This window comes from Candidatus Pelagibacter sp., from assembly GCF_052049775.1.
GTDB lineage: Bacteria > Pseudomonadota > Alphaproteobacteria > Pelagibacterales > Pelagibacteraceae > Pelagibacter.
In genome coordinates this window covers 1-15,862 of record NZ_JBNGZH010000025.1, presented here as the reverse complement: position 1 = coordinate 15,862, position 15,862 = coordinate 1, and the positions used below count along the sequence as shown (strand labels likewise).

19 protein-coding genes and 1 tRNA gene are annotated in these 15,862 nt (G+C 28.9%); 16 read left to right on the top strand and 4 right to left on the bottom strand.

Annotated features, from left to right (window positions below; all coding sequences use genetic code 11):
• Window positions 1-276, bottom strand: a complete 276-nt coding sequence (locus ACTT83_RS03990; protein ID WP_440916377.1) for a sarcosine oxidase subunit delta — start codon at window positions 274-276, stop codon at window positions 1-3.
• Window positions 276-1,529 (bottom strand): sarcosine oxidase subunit beta family protein, encoded by a 1,254-nt coding sequence (locus ACTT83_RS03985; RefSeq protein ID WP_440918840.1) that lies wholly within the window; start codon window positions 1,527-1,529, stop codon window positions 276-278. The genes ACTT83_RS03990 and ACTT83_RS03985 overlap by 1 nt, the downstream gene beginning before the upstream one ends.
• 64 nt (window positions 1,530-1,593) lie before the next feature.
• Between ACTT83_RS03985 and ACTT83_RS03980 the strand changes: the two genes are divergently transcribed.
• Window positions 1,594-1,685, top strand: a tRNA-Ser gene (locus tag ACTT83_RS03980).
• Window positions 1,686-1,688: 3 nt separating this feature from the next.
• Here ACTT83_RS03980 and ACTT83_RS03975 read toward each other — a convergent pair.
• Window positions 1,689-3,899: a lytic transglycosylase domain-containing protein gene (locus ACTT83_RS03975; protein WP_440918839.1), complete on the bottom strand. Its 2,211-nt coding sequence runs from the start codon at window positions 3,897-3,899 to the stop codon at window positions 1,689-1,691.
• A 43-nt stretch (window positions 3,900-3,942) separates the two neighbouring features.
• Between ACTT83_RS03975 and dapA the strand changes: the two genes are divergently transcribed.
• Genes dapA through recO form a run of 10 tightly spaced genes read left to right on the top strand, consistent with a single transcriptional unit; the run spans window position 3,943 to window position 11,266 of the window.
• Window positions 3,943-4,824 (top strand): 4-hydroxy-tetrahydrodipicolinate synthase, encoded by an 882-nt coding sequence (gene dapA / locus ACTT83_RS03970; protein WP_440918838.1) that lies wholly within the window; start codon window positions 3,943-3,945, stop codon window positions 4,822-4,824.
• Entirely contained in the window at window positions 4,824-5,294 is a 471-nt protein-coding gene (gene smpB, locus ACTT83_RS03965) for an SsrA-binding protein SmpB (RefSeq protein ID WP_440916381.1), read from the top strand. The genes dapA and smpB overlap by 1 nt, the downstream gene beginning before the upstream one ends.
• Window positions 5,260-5,772 (top strand): 2-amino-4-hydroxy-6-hydroxymethyldihydropteridine diphosphokinase, encoded by a 513-nt coding sequence (gene folK / locus ACTT83_RS03960; protein WP_440917477.1) that lies wholly within the window; start codon window positions 5,260-5,262, stop codon window positions 5,770-5,772. The genes smpB and folK overlap by 35 nt, the downstream gene beginning before the upstream one ends.
• A gap of 20 nt (window positions 5,773-5,792) precedes the next feature.
• Entirely contained in the window at window positions 5,793-7,538 is a 1,746-nt protein-coding gene (locus tag ACTT83_RS03955) for a bifunctional (p)ppGpp synthetase/guanosine-3',5'-bis(diphosphate) 3'-pyrophosphohydrolase (protein ID WP_440918837.1), read from the top strand.
• Entirely contained in the window at window positions 7,495-8,082 is a 588-nt protein-coding gene (gene pyrE, locus ACTT83_RS03950; RefSeq protein ID WP_440918836.1) for an orotate phosphoribosyltransferase, read from the top strand. The genes ACTT83_RS03955 and pyrE overlap by 44 nt, the downstream gene beginning before the upstream one ends.
• A complete protein-coding gene (locus ACTT83_RS03945; RefSeq protein ID WP_440918835.1) occupies window positions 8,079-8,795 on the top strand; it encodes a pyridoxine 5'-phosphate synthase in 717 nt (238 codons plus the stop codon). Before pyrE ends, ACTT83_RS03945 begins: the two co-directional genes overlap by 4 nt.
• A 5-nt stretch (window positions 8,796-8,800) precedes the next feature.
• Window positions 8,801-9,187 (top strand): holo-ACP synthase, encoded by a 387-nt coding sequence (acpS, locus tag ACTT83_RS03940; protein ID WP_440918834.1) that lies wholly within the window; start codon window positions 8,801-8,803, stop codon window positions 9,185-9,187.
• Window positions 9,187-9,921 (top strand): signal peptidase I, encoded by a 735-nt coding sequence (lepB, locus tag ACTT83_RS03935; protein ID WP_440918833.1) that lies wholly within the window; start codon window positions 9,187-9,189, stop codon window positions 9,919-9,921. Before acpS ends, lepB begins: the two co-directional genes overlap by 1 nt.
• Window positions 9,921-10,589 carry a ribonuclease III gene (rnc, locus tag ACTT83_RS03930; RefSeq protein ID WP_440918832.1) on the top strand — a complete coding sequence of 223 codons (669 nt, stop codon included), beginning with the start codon at window positions 9,921-9,923 and terminating at the stop codon, window positions 10,587-10,589. Before lepB ends, rnc begins: the two co-directional genes overlap by 1 nt.
• Window positions 10,586-11,266 (top strand): DNA repair protein RecO, encoded by a 681-nt coding sequence (gene recO / locus ACTT83_RS03925; RefSeq protein ID WP_440918831.1) that lies wholly within the window; start codon window positions 10,586-10,588, stop codon window positions 11,264-11,266. The genes rnc and recO overlap by 4 nt, the downstream gene beginning before the upstream one ends.
• Here the strand turns inward: recO and hemB are convergent, their stop codons facing one another.
• Window positions 11,267-12,256, bottom strand: coding sequence for a porphobilinogen synthase (gene hemB, locus ACTT83_RS03920; protein WP_440918830.1), 990 nt, complete (start codon window positions 12,254-12,256; stop codon window positions 11,267-11,269). It lies immediately after the preceding gene.
• Window positions 12,257-12,347: 91 nt separating this feature from the next.
• Between hemB and ACTT83_RS03915 the strand changes: the two genes are divergently transcribed.
• From ACTT83_RS03915 to ribD, 5 genes are all read left to right on the top strand, one after another.
• Complete coding sequence (locus ACTT83_RS03915; protein ID WP_440917468.1) at window positions 12,348-12,938, top strand: aspartyl/asparaginyl beta-hydroxylase domain-containing protein; 591 nt, start codon at window positions 12,348-12,350, stop codon at window positions 12,936-12,938.
• A gap of 1 nt (window position 12,939) precedes the next feature.
• Entirely contained in the window at window positions 12,940-13,365 is a 426-nt protein-coding gene (rpiB, locus tag ACTT83_RS03910) for a ribose 5-phosphate isomerase B (RefSeq protein ID WP_440918829.1), read from the top strand.
• Window positions 13,366-13,372: 7 nt separating this feature from the next.
• Entirely contained in the window at window positions 13,373-14,686 is a 1,314-nt protein-coding gene (gene glyA, locus ACTT83_RS03905; RefSeq protein WP_440918828.1) for a serine hydroxymethyltransferase, read from the top strand.
• Window positions 14,683-15,141 (top strand): transcriptional regulator NrdR, encoded by a 459-nt coding sequence (gene nrdR / locus ACTT83_RS03900; RefSeq protein ID WP_440917465.1) that lies wholly within the window; start codon window positions 14,683-14,685, stop codon window positions 15,139-15,141. Before glyA ends, nrdR begins: the two co-directional genes overlap by 4 nt.
• A partial coding sequence (ribD, locus tag ACTT83_RS03895; RefSeq protein ID WP_440918827.1) for a bifunctional diaminohydroxyphosphoribosylaminopyrimidine deaminase/5-amino-6-(5-phosphoribosylamino)uracil reductase RibD occupies window positions 15,122-15,862 on the top strand: 741 nt, incomplete at its 3' end. The genes nrdR and ribD, both read left to right, overlap by 20 nt.

Sequence of the window (15,862 nt, the reverse complement as noted above, 5' to 3'; positions counted from 1 at the left end):
TTATTTAACTGGTGGTTTTTCACCCATTTTGTAAACGGCTTTAATTTCATCATTTGATGTATCTCTCACCATGTTAAACCATTTTCTACAACCATGAATGTGGTTCCATCTTTCGAATTGAATACCTTTAATATTTTTTCTCATAAATAAATATTCTGCCCATTGATCGTCACTTAATTCAGTTGGTTGTTTAGGCCTAACAATATGAGCTTCTCCACCAGCTTTAAATTCACTTTGTTCTCGTTCACCACAAAAAGGACAATTAATTAAAAACATTAGTGTGCTACAGCTGCTGCACCATGTTCGTCCACAAGGTCACCACTTACAAATCTATTCAAATTAAATGCAGCATTAAGTTTGTGCGGTTCATCGTTGGCTATTGTATGCGCAAACAAATCTCCAGAGCCAGGTGTAGCTTTAAATCCTCCCGTTCCCCAACCACAATTAAAATATAAACCTTTGATTGATGTTTTACTTATAATTGGGCTTGCATCTGGACAAATATCTACAATTCCACCCCATTGTCTTAACATTCTCATACGACTAAAGATAGGGTATAACTCTAAAATTGCATTTAATGTCCCCTCAACAATATCATGACTTCCTTTTTGTGAGTACGATACGTAATCATCAGTTCCTGCCCCGATTACTAATTCACCTTTATCTGATTGACTAACATATGCATGAACAGCATTTGACATAACAACTGTATCTATGATTGGTTTCACAGGCTCTGAAACTAAAGCTTGGAGCGGTTTACTCTCTAATGGCAACCTTAATCCAGCCATATTAGCTATCACACTAGAGTGACCTGCAGCTACTACACCAATTTTATTTGTTTTAATAAATCCTTTTGTAGTTTCAATACCTTCAACTGTATCGCCATTTCTCTTAATACCTTTAACCTCACAATTCTGAATTATATCCACACCCATTTCATCTGCACCACGTGCATATCCCCATGCAACTGCATCATGTCTTGCGGTTCCAGCTCTTTTTTGTAAAGTTCCACCTAATACAGGGTATCTTATATCTGGAGATGTATTTATTATTGGACAAAATTTTTTAACTTCTTCAGTATTTAAATATACCGCATCAATACCATTAAGTCTGTTAGCATGGGTTCTTCTTTTTAAATCTCTTACATCTTGAAGATTATGAGCAAGATTCATTACTCCTCTTTGACTAAACATTACATTGTAGTTTAATTCTTGAGAAAGGCCTTCCCATATTTTTAGAGCGTGATCATAAAGACCAGCACTTGCGTCCCATAAATAATTAGATCTTATAATTGTAGTGTTTCTTCCTGTATTCCCACCACCAATCCAACCTTTTTCAACAACAGCAATATTTTTCATATTATGTTTTTTTGCGAGATAGTAAGCTGTTGCTAAACCATGGCCACCACCACCAATAATTACCACATCATATTCTTTTTTTGGCTCAGGGTCTTTCCATGCTTTTTCCCAATTTTCATGATAAGAAAAAGCATTTTTAATAAGCGAAAATATTGAATACTTATTTTTCATAATTAATGAATAATTACTTTATTAATGTTGATTATTCAATACAATCAAAGGCGACAAATTTCTTGGAAGAGTGGGTGAGAGGCTTAAACCAGTCGTTTGCTAAATGACCGTGCGAGGAAACTTGTACCGAGGGTTCGAATCCCTCCTCTTCCGCCATTATTAAAACAAGGGATTATTCTTAAAAAAATCTTTCATTGCGATTGGCTGCTGTTCAAGTACGTATCTATAAACATTGTAATTTTCTAATACTCTTTGGACATAATTTCTAGTTTCCTTAAATTTGATTAATTCAATCCAATCGATATAATCAATTTGATTTTTTTGAGGATTTTTGTTTATTTTTTTCCAATATCGAACTCTTTTTGGTCCAGCATTGTAAGCAGCGACTGCAAATGGATAAGCACCGTCATATTCAAGAATTAATCCTGCTATATAATGCGATCCTAGGTTAATATTATATTCTGCATCAGTAGTTAACCTAGATTTCGAATAAGGAAGTTTCGCCTGTTTGGCAACTAGTTTAGCAGTGTAAGGCATTAATTGCATTAACCCTTTTGCACCAGCATGACTATTGGCTCTTAAATCAAACTCACTCTCTTGTCTTATGATTGAAAGAATGAAAGCATTATCTGGAATTTTTCTTCCATTAATATATTTGGGTGTGCTTATGATTGGGTAATTATATTTGTTGTGAAATCTTTTTTCATAGGATGCTATTTTAGAAATTTGAATAGCAAAATCAAATCGTTCTATATTTGTTGCAAGTTCAGCTGCTAAAACCTCACTACCACTAGCAACATCATCATTAGCCAAATGTCTTAGTATATGTTTAGCATATTTATCTTCATCTAATTCATCAAGTAAATATATCAATTTGACTAAATCTTTTTTAAAAAAATAATCACGATATTCTTTTTTAATAATCATGTCTTTTGAAAGCTCAAATTTTTCATTTGGACTAATTTCCATAAATGCCAATTGACCGTAATAAGTGGTCAAATAATTTGTTGCTTCTTTAAACCATTTATAAGATAGATCTTTATCACCAAGTTTTTTATAAGTTTTACCTAACCAATATGCACCTCTAGCTGTACTAATAGGGTATCCAACATTATTATAAAAATTTTCAAAATGTTCTTTGGCTAATACTGGATCATCTAGAAAACTTAATGCAATCCAACCACTCATCCACTCAGCAGCAGCAAATTCAGGTCCATCATTCATTCCATGGTTGCTGGCAATTTTATAAGCTAATTCATATTTTTTTTTATATATTAATGATCTGGAAATTATTTCTCTTTCTATCCACCATTTATCCGGACGAACTAAGTAATCTTTTGTGTTTTTTATATTTAGAAGAATTTCAACAGAACTATCAACTCTTCCTCTTTTTCTTCTCCATTTTAATCTATCGTAATTTAAACCAGCATCATTTTTAAGATTAGATGGAACTTTAGAAATAGCATTATCGACACCATACGATTTACTCATCAATAGTTGTCTCGCTGTATATAATAGTTCATAATCTTTAGGTAAATATCTTAACATTCGTTTTAAATCCCAATATTTATTATTCCAAGCAAGATATTCTGCTCGTTTAATATAATCGTCTGCATTAAGATATTTCTTAAATTTTTTACGATAAAATCTTAAATCTGTTTTAGACAATTCAGCTGATATCCAGCCTTTTTTAATGAATCTTATTCCTTTTTCCTTATTACCATTAAGAATAAAACTTTCACCCAATATCATTTTACCAAAACCACTTAAAGGTTCCGCAGGACCAAACCATTCTATAATTTTTTGTGGACTAACTTTTTCTGTAGAAAGTTTATGCTCTGCTAAATATTTTATTCTTCCAATTCTGGGATAATCTTCATTTGAATCTATGAATGTTTTATAATCATAATAAGAAGCTTGATTTCCCTTGGTAAGTAAATGCCTCCATTGAATAAAGTCATATATAGATTTATCTTTAGCTCTTTTGGCAGTTTTAATTGCAGCTGTCCAACTAGCTTTTTTCATTTCGGAAATTGCTTTTTTTGCTAATGCAAAATCTTTTTTACGATAATATTTTGATATCTTTATTTCTGTTGTTTTTTTTGTTCCAGCGATTAATGGTTTTTTTTTGGGAAGTATCAGTCCACTTATCTTTTTTTCTGGCTTAGATTCAATTTTTTTTTCTATCTCTTTTGTTACTATTTTTGGTATTGGTTTGGGTAAGGGTTTTAGTACATCTATTAATAATTTTTTTTGTGTTAGCTCATCAGATTGGATAGGTTTTTTTAATGGGATTATGTCAGATTGAGCTATAGTTTGTAGACCGAATAAATTAATCAATACTATCCAAAATAAGATTTTTTTAATCATAATCTTTTACTATATGAATCTACAATGTATGTTATAAGTATTTATGTTTAAAGGATCAAATGTTGCTTTAGTCACCCCGTTTAAAAATGATAAACTTGATGATGAGACATATATTAATTTAATTCATTTTCATATCCAAAATGGGACAAATGGATTAGTTCCAGCAGGAACAACTGGTGAGTCACCAACTTTAAGTCATGATGAACATGAAAGAGTGATTGAGTTATGTGTAAAAGAAAGTAATGGAAAATTACCAGTTTTTGCAGGTACAGGATCGAACTCTACAGAGGAGGCTATTTCACTTACAACTCATGCAGAAAAAATTGGAGCTACAGGCGCTCTTATTGTAACACCTTATTATAACAAGCCAACACAAGAAGGCTTATACCAACATTATAAAGCAATAAATGACAAATGTGGAATACCTATAATAATTTATAATATTCCTGGGAGATCGGTTATTGATATGTCAGTTGATACTATGGCTAGATTATTTGAATTGAAAAATATTATTGGTGTTAAGGATGCAACTGGAGACCTAAATAGGGTTGAACAAACTTTAAAAAAGATGGGAAATGAATTCATTCAATTAACTGGCAATGACGATAATGCTTTAGAATTTAATAAAAGAGGTGGAGTGGGAGCTATAAGTGTTACAGCAAATATTGCTCCGAAACTTTGCTCTGATTTTCAAAAATTTTCAAAATCTGAAAATAATGATGAAATTAAACAGGCTGAAAAAATTGATAAAATATTACAACCTCTTCATCATGCAATGTTTGTCGAAAGTAATCCAAGTCCAGTAAAATACGCAGCAAAATTATTAAATCTTTGTGATGATAATGTAAGACTACCTCTTGTAAAAGTGACAGCTGAAACTAAGGATATCGTTAAAAAAGCACTTCATTCTGCAAAACTAGTTTAATGAAAAAAAAAACCAATAGTGGTTTAAAAATAATTTGTCTTAATAAAAAAGCTAGTTTCAATTATTTTTTTGAGGATTTGTTTGAAGCAGGTATTGTCTTAAAAGGTTCTGAAATAAAATCAATTCGTAATGGTAAAGTTAACATAGCAGATTCTTACGCAATAGAAAAAAAAGGTGAAATAGTCTTGATAAATTCACATATTGCATCTTATAAGCAAGCTAGTTATTCAAACCATAATCCAACCGATGAAAGAAAATTATTATTAAATAAGAGAGAAATTAATAAACTAATTGGGAAAATGCAAAGAGACGGGCTTACAATAGTACCTACAAAAATGTATTTTAAAAAAGGAAAAGCAAAATTAGAGTTAGCTGTAGCCAAGGGTAAGAAACAATTTGATAAAAGAGCAGTAAAAAAACAAAGAGACTGGAATCGTGATAGAGCAAGATATATTAGAAAATCAAGTTAATCCTGTCTATTTAGGTATAGGTTCTAATCTTGGAAATAAAATCAATAATATTGAATTAGCTAAATCAAAATTAATTCTTAATGATATTATGATAGTAAAATCATCAAGCTATTATGAGAGTTTGTCTTGGCCTGATAATAACAATCCTAAATTTTACAATGTTGTAGTTAAGGTTCTAACTAAATTATCACCTTTTGAATTAATAAGTGTTTGTAAAACTATTGAAACAAGCCTGGGACGAAAGAAAAGACTTCGAAATGCTCCTAGAGAGTGCGATATCGATATAATTGATTTTAATAGAAGAAAAATGAAAGGTGAATTAAATCTACCTCATTCAAGAATGCATAAAAGAAATTTCGTCCTTTTTCCATTATTTGAGATAGATAAAAATTGGAAACATCCAGTTTCAAAACATTCCATAAAAAAACTATTATTATCATTAAAAAATAGAGACATTAGGTCTATTAAACAAATTTAATTTAGTGATATAGTGTTTGGATGCTTAATTCTGAAGATTTAATAAATAAAGTAAAAATTTATAACAAATTTTTAAACCCTGAAAAACTGAATAAAGCTTATGATTTTGCTGTTAAAGCACATAGTAATCAAAAGAGAGCTTCAGGTGACCCATATTCAGTACATCCAATAGAAGTCGCAAATATCCTAACAGATCTTAAATTAGATAGCGCTACTATTACTACTGGTTTATTACATGATACAATCGAAGATACCTATGCTACTTACGAGACCATTAAAGGAGAATTCGGTGAAGAGGTTGCAGATTTAGTTGATGGTGTTACAAAAATTTCAGTTTTTGAAAACACCGCAACCACTAACTCAAAAGCAGAAAACTTTAGAAAACTTATTTTAGCTACCTCAAAAGATATAAGAGTTTTGTTAGTTAAAATTGCAGATCGTTTACATAATATGAGAACGTTAAAAGCTATCACCAAAGAAGATAAAAGAAAAAGAATTGCACAAGAGACAATGGAAATTTATGCACCATTAGCTGATAGAATGGGAATGCATAGAATTCGTGATGAGCTAGAAGATTTATCTTTTGAAGTTTTGAATAATGATGCAAGAACACTAATTCAAAATAGATTAGATGAAATCAAATCTAACAAAAAAGATATTTTCGAATCTCTTTCTAATGAAATAAACACTTTGTTAAATGATAATAATATACAATCCAAAATTTATGGAAGAGGTAAAACACCTTTTTCTATTTGGAGAAAAGTTCAAAAGAAACGAGTTTCTCTTGAGCAAATAACTGATATTATTGGATTTAGAATAATTTTAAAAAATATTGATGATTGTTACAAAACTTTAGGGACAATACATAAAGAATACAATTGTATACCTGGCAAATTTAAAGATTATATCTCTTCACCTAAAATTAATGGTTATAAATCAATTCATACAGCAGTTATTGGATCTAATAAAAAACCTATAGAAATTCAAATTAGAACAACAGAAATGCATGATTTCGCTGAAAGGGGTATTGCTTCACACTGGCAATATAAATCTTCTGAGAAATTTAATTCTTTAACTTGGAAAGAATATGACTGGTTAAAAGATTTAGTAGAAATCATTGAAAAAAATGAAAATCCAGAACATTCATATGAATATACAAAACTACAAATGTTCCAAGAAAATGTATTTTGCTTTACACCAAAAGGATCGGTTATTAAATTACCAAAAGATGCTACTCCAATTGATTTTGCATATGCCGTACATACTAAAATAGGAGATACTGCAATTGGATGTGAAATTAATGGTAATAAAAGTGAACTCCAAACTATTTTAAGAAATGGAGATCGAGTTAAAATTATTACCTCTAAAAATCATTCACCATCATTGCATTGGATACCAATAACAAAAACAGGAAAAGCAAGGGCAGCTATAAGACGTTATTGGCATGAAAAGGGAGAAAGAAAAGAGGAAAGAGTAAAAAAGTACAATACTACTTTATGGATATCTTTACCAGATAAACCCGGTCAGCTTGGTAATGTTAGTTCTTTAATCGGAGAGCATAAACTGAATATTTCAAACCTTGTTATGGCAGGCAAAAACCCCAACTATATAAATTTTAAATTTCAATTAATCATAAGGGATTTAAAAAATTTCACTAATTTTATTGCAGAGCTAAAACAAAAAGGTATAAAATTTAAGATAATTAGACACGAAGATAAAAGAAATGCTTTCACACAAAAAATCCTTAGATATTTTAAGAAAAACTAATGCATTATTAGAGGGACATTTTGTTTTATCTTCTGGATTACACTCATCAAGATATATTCAATGCGCAAAACTATTAAGTTTTCCACATAAGGCAGAGAAAATTTGTAAATCTTTAGCCGGAAAAATTAAGAAAAAATTTAAAAACTTCGACTTAATTTTATCACCAGCAATGGGAGGTATAGTAATCGGTTATGAAATTGGCAGATTACTTAAAAAAGAAACTATTTTCTGTGAAAGAGTAAAAGGAAAATTTAAATTAAGAAGAGGTTTCCAAATTAAAAAAGGATCAAGAGTATTAATCATCGAAGATGTTATAACCACAGGTAAATCAAGCATGGAATGTGTAAAATTGATTAAAAATTCAAAAGCAAAATTAATAGGTTTTGCAACAATTATTGATAGATCATCAAAAAATAATTTAAAGATAAAAAAAAATATAGTTTCACACCTCAAAATTTTTGTTCCAACTTATAAAAAGAACAAAATTCCAAACGAATTGAAATTAATTCCAATTTCAACACCAGGAAGTAGATACACGAAGTGAGACGTCTTGGAGTAAATATTGATCACATAGCAACCCTGAGAAATGCTAGAGGTGAATTACATCCAGATCCGATATTAGCAGCTAAATTTGTTAAGAAAGCAGGTGCTGACTCAATAACAATTCATCTTCGTGAAGATAGAAGACATATAAAAGATAATGATGCAAAAAAAATTTGTTCCTTAAAAAATATTTTAGTTAATTTGGAAATCTCAACTAACCTAAAAATGATAAGCAAAGCGTTAAAAATAAAACCAAATTATATTTGTTTAGTGCCAGAAAATAGAAAAGAAGTTACCACAGAGGGAGGTTTAGACTTAAATAAAAATAAAAATAAACTTAAGAATATAATTTTGAAATTTAAAAAAAAAAAAATTAGAACTAGTTTATTTATTAATCCATCAATTAATGATATCAAGACCTCATACAAACTAGGATCTGATTGTGTTGAAATTCATACAGGTAGACTTTCTAGATTAGTAAAATTGAGGAAGAATTATTCTAAAGAGCTTAATAGAATAAAAAAATGTTCAATTATTGCAAAGAAAATTGGTTTAGAAGTTCATGCTGGTCATGGACTTGATTATAAAACAACTGAATTATTATCTAGATTTAAAGAAATAGAAGAATTCAATATAGGACATTATTTAATCGGTGAGTCGGTTTTTTTTGGTTTATCCAAAGTAATAAAAAAATTCAAAAAAATTATTAAATAACACTAATGAAAATATTAGGAATTGGAGTTGATATAGTAAACAATAGACGAATTCAGCCTTTGATTAGAAACCAAAACTTTATAAAAAGAACTTTTGGAATAAATGAACTTAAATTTTCTAAAAATAAAGTTAATAAAACAAATTTTTTTGCAAAAAGGTTTGCAGCTAAGGAAGCTTTATCAAAATCATTTGGTACTGGAATTAGAGATAATTTAAGTTTCAAAGATATTGAAATTTTAAATGATAAAATGGGTAAACCTTTTTTCTATAAATCAAAAAAAATTGATAAAATTATAAAAAAAAAATTCAAAATTAAGAAATATGACTTGTTTCTCTCACTATCTGATGAAAAAGATCATTCAATAGCATTTACAATTTTGGTTAAAAGATAATGTTAGATAAAAATTTCTTTAAAGAAAACATAAAAACTTTATTCTATGCATTAATTATTGCTATTTTTATTAGATCTATATTTCTCCAACCATTTTATATACCATCTTCATCCATGGAGCCCAATCTGTTAGTTGGAGACAGATTATTTGTTACTAAATATTCATATGGTTATAGCAAACATTCATTTCCATTCAGCCCACCTATTTTTACAGGAAGGATAATGTTCAGTGAGCCAAAAAGGGGAGATGTTGTAGTATTCAAAACTCCTGCAGATAATAGAACTGACTATATAAAAAGATTAATTGGTTTGCCCGGAGACCAAGTACAATTTATTAATTCAAATTTGTATATAAATAACTCAGAGGTTTTAAAATCCAGAATCTCAGAAAGTGATAAAATATTCTGTGGAAATAGAAACATTGATGTATTTACTTTTGAGGAAATTTTACCTAATGGAAAGAAACATAAAACTGTTTACTTAAAAGATTATACTTTTAAAAATTCTGATAAATTTATAGTTCCAAAGGATCACTACTTCTATTTAGGAGATAATAGAGATTGTTCTAAGGATAGTAGATATTTATCAAGTGTAGGATATGTACACAAAGATAATCTTGTAGGAAAGGCCCAATTTATTTTCTTCTCATCAGATAGATCTATTGGAAGTATTTTTTCATTTTGGAAATGGAACAAATCAATCAGATTTGATAGATTCTTTCAAAAGATCAAATAATGAAAATTAATTATCAAACTTTAGAAAAAAAGATTAAGATCAACTTCAAAGACAAAGATTTGTTAGTTAGATCATTAACTCATAAAAGCTATAGCAAAGAAATTAATAATGAAAAATTAGAATTTTTAGGAGATCGTGTCTTAGGATTAGTAATTGCAAAAAAGCTTCTGGAAATTTACCCCAATGAAAAAGAGGGTATATTAGATAAAAAGTATGCATCATTAGTAAATAAGAAAACCTGTTTACAAATCGCAAAAAAAATTAACCTTGATAAATATATTTTAACTTTAGATATTAAAAAAAAGAAAAAAATAGTAGAAGATAAAGTTGTTTCTGATTGTTGTGAAGCATTAATAGGATCTATCTATCTAGATAAAGGTTTTAATTCTGTAGAAAAATTTATTTTAGAATTATGGTCAGAAAATATTAAAGACAGTGTTATTACTCAAATAGATGCAAAAACAAAATTACAAGAATTCTCTTTAAAAAGATTTAAGAAATTACCTATTTATAAACTTATTTCAAATACTGGACCAAGACATAAACCTCTTTTTAAAGTTGGTGTAAAATTAATTGATACTAAGTTTTTTTTAGCAGAGGGTAGTTCAAAAAAAGATGCTGAACAAAATGCTGCTATTAAATGTTTACAAAATCAGAGTAAATTATGATATGGGATGATATTGGATTTTTATTGAATAAAAATAGATATAATGAAAATTCATTAATATCCGAAATTTATACTAAAAATTTTGGTAAAGTGAGTGGTATTATTTTCGGTGGAACTTCAAAAAAAATTAAGAATTATCTTCAAATAGGAAATAAACTGTATGTAAATTATAATTCTAAAAATGAAAATAGCATGGGTTATTTTAAAGTAGAGATTCAAGAAGCTTTATCTCCATTATATTTTGATAATCATCAAAAACTAAGTTGTATTTCCTCAGCTATGAATTTGGTTAAATTGCTTACAGCTGAGTCACAAAAAAATGTAAAGATATTTTCTTTGTTAGAAGAATTTTATGTTTTATTGAACTCTAAAGACTGGATAAAAAATTATATCTTTTGGGAGTTGGAATTATTTAAATCTCTAGGCTATGACTTAAATTTTGAGAATTTAGTTAATGAAAAAATTATTGGTGATCAAAAACGATATATATCGAAGTCATCAAAAGAAAAAAGAATTATACCTAATTTTTTAATAGATAAAAATAACTCAACTGAAGATATAGGATCTTTACTAACAGGTCTTAAATTGTTGAGTGATTATCTTGAAAAGTCAATTTTAAAGCCCAATAACCTAAACCAACCAATCAGCAGATTACAATTTATTAATACTTTAAAATAATTATTTAATAATTTGGTCTAATCTATCAGCATAATAACTAACAATAGCATTTGCTCCTGCTCTTTTAAAAGAAATAAGACTTTCTAAAATAATATTTCGATCAGTTAAATCATTTTTAATTCCATATTCTAATAAAGAATATTCACCTGAGACTTGATATGCCATAACTGGAATCTTAAAGTTTTCTTTAACTTTTTTAATAATATCAAGATATGGTAGTCCAGGTTTAACCATAACCATATCAGCTCCTTCTTTAATATCCAAAGCAACCTCTCTTAAAGCTTCATCACTATTTCGATAATCCATTTGATAATTCTTTTTATTTCCTTTTAATAAGTTTTTTGAACCTACTGCATCTCTAAAAGGACCATAAAAACTTGATGCATATTTAACAGCATAAGAAAGTATTTGTGTCATTTTAAAATTATGTTTGTCTAGATATTTTCTAATTTCACCAATTCGACCATCCATCATGTCAGATGGCGCTAAAACATCACAACCCATTTGTGCCTGTAACAAAGATTGATCTAATAAAATTTTTATGGTTTCGTCATTTAACACATATTTATTTTGTAAAAGACCATCATGACCATGTGAGGTATATGGATCTAATGCAACATCACACATTATTCCAATCTCATTTTTATATTTATTCTTTATTTTTTGTAGTGCCCTACAAACCAGATTATTTTCGTTAAGAGCCTCGATACCTAAGTCGTTTTTTTTTATTTTTTCAGTGTATGGAAACAATGCAATCATAGGTATGCCTTTTTTAATTGCTTTGTCTACTATATTATTTAATTTATCGATTGTGTGCCTGTAAACACCAGGCATTGATTTAATAGATTGTTTTTTATTTTTTCCATCAATTAGAAAAATGGGTAAAATAAAATCATTAGGTGTAAGATTATTTTCTTCAATTAACCTTCTTGACCAATCAGTTTTTCTATTGCGTCTTAGTCTTAATGCTGGGAATTTTCCTGTAATCATGTTTAAATCTATTTAAAATATGCGACAAATGTTATATACAAATATATCTTAAAAAAGATATTAAACAACATCAGGAGACAATAAATTACTAATGAATTTAAATTTTAACGATTTTCAAAAACAGGATATTAAGTTTGATGTAAACAAACTTCAAAATGCTTATAAAGAATTATTAACCATCAAGGGTTTTTCTGGAGTTGATGGAGTTTCAAATTTTGGTGCCATTTCATTAACACAAATACCAGGTGATCCAGACTCTATTAAGGGTAATAAAGCAAGAGGTGTGTTCTGGACTAAACCAGACTCTTCTGGAAAAGAAGCTATGAGAGATGAAATGATTGATGAATCTGCTTACTCTGAATTTATTGAAGATTACAAACATACTTATTTCAAAGAAGTGTTTGATGTCCTTTCATCAAAGTATAAATTAGGACGTGTAAGAATTTTATTAAAGGAGCCAAGATCAACTTTAAGTTGGCACAGAGATCCGGAGCCTAGACTACATATTCCGATAATTACTAACCCGGGCTCTATAATGGTTATTGATAATGTTGCGAAACATATGCCTGCAGATGGATCTGTCTGGATTACTAATAATACTAAATATCACAACGCATTTAATGGAGGAGAGGAAAATAGAATCCATTTAGTTGCATGCGTTTTAGATTACAAATTTAACTAATTTGAAAAAAATATTTATTTCTTCAGATCACGCTGGATATAATTTGAAAGAACAAATTAAAAAGAAGTTTCTTAAAAGATATAATTTTCATGATCTTGGAACTGATAACTCAAAGATCTCAGTAAATTACCCAGATTATGCTCATAAATTGTGTAAAAAGGTCAGCGTTAACTCAAAAAATATGGGTATTTTAGTTTGTGGTTCAGGTATGGGAATGTCAATGGCTGCAAATAAACACAAAAAAATTCGAGCAGCGATGTGTTATTCAATAAAAAACACTAAATTATCAAGATTGCATAACAACGCTAATATTATAACATTAGGATCTAGATTGACAAAAAAAAATACTGCCTTTAAATGTATTGAAGCATTTATTAATACTAAATTTGAGGGTGGTAGACATAAAAAAAGAGTAAAAAAAATATAAGGAAAAAATGTCAAGTGAAACAAAATATATAAATTCTTCTTACCAAGATTTTTTTGAAAAAAGTCTTTCAAAATCTGATCCAGATTTATTTAAAGCAATAAATGATGAGTTAATTAGACAACAAAATCACATTGAGTTAATAGCTTCTGAAAATATAGTTTCACAAGCTGTATTAGAAGCTCAAGGATCAGTTCTAACAAATAAATATGCAGAAGGATATCCAGGAAAAAGATATTATAATGGTTGTGAACATGTAGATGTAGCAGAACAACTAGCACTTGAGAGAATAAAAAAACTTTTCAATTGTAAATACGCAAACGTTCAACCTCATTCAGGTGCTCAAGCAAATGGTGCTGTATTTTTAGCTTTGTTAAAACCAAACGACACCTTTATGGGTATGAGCTTAAATTCAGGAGGTCACATAACTCATGGATTGAAAATTTCAATGTCGGGTAAATGGTTTAATGCAATAAGTTATGACGTAGATAAAAAATCTGAATTAATTGATTATGATAATGTCGAAAAACTTGCTCTAGAACATAAACCAAAATTAATTATTGCAGGTGGTAGTGCGTATTCAAGAGTAATTGATTTTAAAAGATTTAGAGAAATAGCTGATAAGGTTGGTGCATATCTTATGGTAGATATGGCCCATTTTTCCGGTTTAGTAGCTGGCAAAGGATATCCAAATCCTTGTGACTATGCACATGTCGTAACATCCACAACACATAAAGTATTCAGAAGTGCACGTGGTGGGATAATTTTATCAAATGATTTAGATCTTGGAAAAAAATTTGATACAGCTGTTTTTCCTGGTTATCAAGGTGGCCCTTTAATGCATATCATCGCTGCTAAAGCTGCAGGTTTTTATGAAGCATTAAAACCAGAGTTCCAAACTTACATAAAGAATGTTTTAGCAAACGCTAAAATGTTAGCAGAGACTTTAAAAAATAATGGATTTAAAATTTACTCAGGTGGTACAGATACACATTTAATGTTAGTTGACTTGAGACCTTTTGGTGTAAAAGGAAATATAGCCTCTGAGAGTTTATGTAGAGCCAATATCACTTGTAATAAAAATGGAATCCCTTTTGATACAGAAAAACCAATGATAACTTCAGGTATTAGACTTGGTTCACAAGCTGCTACAACAAGAGGATTTGGCTTAAAAGAATTTGAAAAAGTAGGTGAATTAATAACCAAAGTAATAAAAGGATTATCTAAAAATCCAGAAGATAACAGTCAAATAGAGGAAGAAGTTAGGAAAGAAGTAATTGATTTATGCTCTTCATTTCCAATCTATAAAAATTTGAATAGATGATTTGTTCAATATGTAAGAAAGGTGAGACCTCCGTTGTAGACTCACGTCCAACAGAGGATGGCACCGCTATACGTAGAAGAAGATTGTGCGTGTGTGGTGCGAGATTTACTACCTTTGAAAGAGTTCAATTTAGAGAATTAATGGTGGTAAAAAAAAATGGAAGAAAATCTGCTTTTGATAGAGATAAACTTGCAAAATCAATTTACATTGCACTAAAAAAAAGACCTTTAGATACCGAAACTGTTGAAAAATTTATAAGTCGGATCTCTAGATCACTTGAGGAACTTGGTCAAAATGAAATTTCTAGTAATACAATAGGAACTATGGTCATGGAGGGTTTAAAAGAACTTGATCCAGTTGCTTATGTTAGATTTGCCTCTGTTTATAGAAATTTTAGAGAAGAACAAGATTTTGTACAATTTGTGGACAAACTAGATGTCTACAAAAAAAGATAAATTTTCAACTCAAGATAAAAATTTCATGAAATTAGCTTTAAACTTAGCTAATGCGCGAAGAGGTTTAACAGGAAACAATCCTTCGGTTGGATGTGTAATAGTAAAGAATAATAGAATAATATCTATAGGACAAACAGGCTATAATGGCAGACCTCATGCTGAACATAACGCAATTTTTAATTGTTTAGAAAATTTAAAAGACTCAAAAATGTATGTTACTTTAGAGCCATGTAATCATTATGGAAAAACTCCGCCCTGCACCAAAAATATTATAAAGAATAAGATTGGGGAAGTTTATTATTCAATGGATGACATTGATTTAAAAGTAAAAGGCAAGAGTTATTCAATATTAAGAAAAAACAACATTAAAGTTAAAAAGGGACTTTTAAGAAAAGATGCAGAAAATTTATACAGATCTTATTTTTTTAATAGAAAAAAGTGTCTACCATATGTAATTGGAAAAATTGCAGTATCAAAAAATAAGATTATTTATAGCGAAATATCAAAAAAAATTACTGATAAAACATCTGATAAATTAACTCATTATTTAAGATTAAAAAGTGATGGTATAATGATTTCTGTTAAAACACTAAATATCGATAATCCAAAACTAAATTGTAGGTTGGAGGGTTTTGATCAATTCTCCCCAAAAAGAATTATTTTAGATAGAAATTTAGAAATAAATTTGAAAAGTTATATAGCTAAATCGATAAAAAATCAA

Coding starts and splice junctions, on each gene's coding strand:
- ACTT83_RS03990 (WP_440916377.1), bottom strand. CDS start 276: ATGTTTTTAATTAATTGTCCTTTTTGTGGTGAACGAGAACAAAGTGAA.
- ACTT83_RS03985 (WP_440918840.1), bottom strand. CDS start 1,529: ATGAAAAATAAGTATTCAATATTTTCGCTTATTAAAAATGCTTTTTCT.
- ACTT83_RS03975 (WP_440918839.1), bottom strand. CDS start 3,899: ATGATTAAAAAAATCTTATTTTGGATAGTATTGATTAATTTATTCGGT.
- dapA (WP_440918838.1), top strand. CDS start 3,943: ATGTTTAAAGGATCAAATGTTGCTTTAGTCACCCCGTTTAAAAATGAT.
- smpB (WP_440916381.1), top strand. CDS start 4,824: ATGAAAAAAAAAACCAATAGTGGTTTAAAAATAATTTGTCTTAATAAA.
- ACTT83_RS03955 (WP_440918837.1), top strand. CDS start 5,793: ATGCTTAATTCTGAAGATTTAATAAATAAAGTAAAAATTTATAACAAA.
- pyrE (WP_440918836.1), top strand. CDS start 7,495: ATGCTTTCACACAAAAAATCCTTAGATATTTTAAGAAAAACTAATGCA.
- acpS (WP_440918834.1), top strand. CDS start 8,801: ATGAAAATATTAGGAATTGGAGTTGATATAGTAAACAATAGACGAATT.
- lepB (WP_440918833.1), top strand. CDS start 9,187: ATGTTAGATAAAAATTTCTTTAAAGAAAACATAAAAACTTTATTCTAT.
- rnc (WP_440918832.1), top strand. CDS start 9,921: ATGAAAATTAATTATCAAACTTTAGAAAAAAAGATTAAGATCAACTTC.
- recO (WP_440918831.1), top strand. CDS start 10,586: ATGATATGGGATGATATTGGATTTTTATTGAATAAAAATAGATATAAT.
- hemB (WP_440918830.1), bottom strand. CDS start 12,256: ATGATTACAGGAAAATTCCCAGCATTAAGACTAAGACGCAATAGAAAA.
- ACTT83_RS03915 (WP_440917468.1), top strand. CDS start 12,348: ATGAATTTAAATTTTAACGATTTTCAAAAACAGGATATTAAGTTTGAT.
- glyA (WP_440918828.1), top strand. CDS start 13,373: ATGTCAAGTGAAACAAAATATATAAATTCTTCTTACCAAGATTTTTTT.
- nrdR (WP_440917465.1), top strand. CDS start 14,683: ATGATTTGTTCAATATGTAAGAAAGGTGAGACCTCCGTTGTAGACTCA.